Source organism: Rhizobium sp. SVR5-9E (genome assembly GCF_056755095.1).
On record NZ_JBNDHS010000536.1, the window covers coordinates 1 to 255 of the forward strand.

The 255-nt window shown below is 65.1% G+C and carries 1 pseudogene; it reads left to right on the forward strand.

Features of this window, described 5'->3' with window-relative positions:
- Window positions 1-255, forward strand: a pseudogene (locus ACPYOJ_RS35955) (transporter); the annotation flags it as partial.

The window sequence follows — 255 nt, forward strand, 5'->3', positions numbered from 1 at the left end:
CTCTTCGTGCGCGCCGCCGGCGGCATTTATCTGCCGCTCAGGAACGGGGAGCCGACGCGACGTGCGCCGCTGAAGGCGCTGGAGTTGACGCCGGCAAACAAGGTGTTCCTAGCCCGCTTTATTGGCAAGCTAGTCGGCTCGACGGCACGCGATCTCTCCGCTCGCGAAGCCGACGAGATTGCTCTCGCGATCGAAGGCCTCGCCGATTTGCCAAGAGGACAGCGCACGATCGGGGCGCTGCGCGCGTTCCTCAAT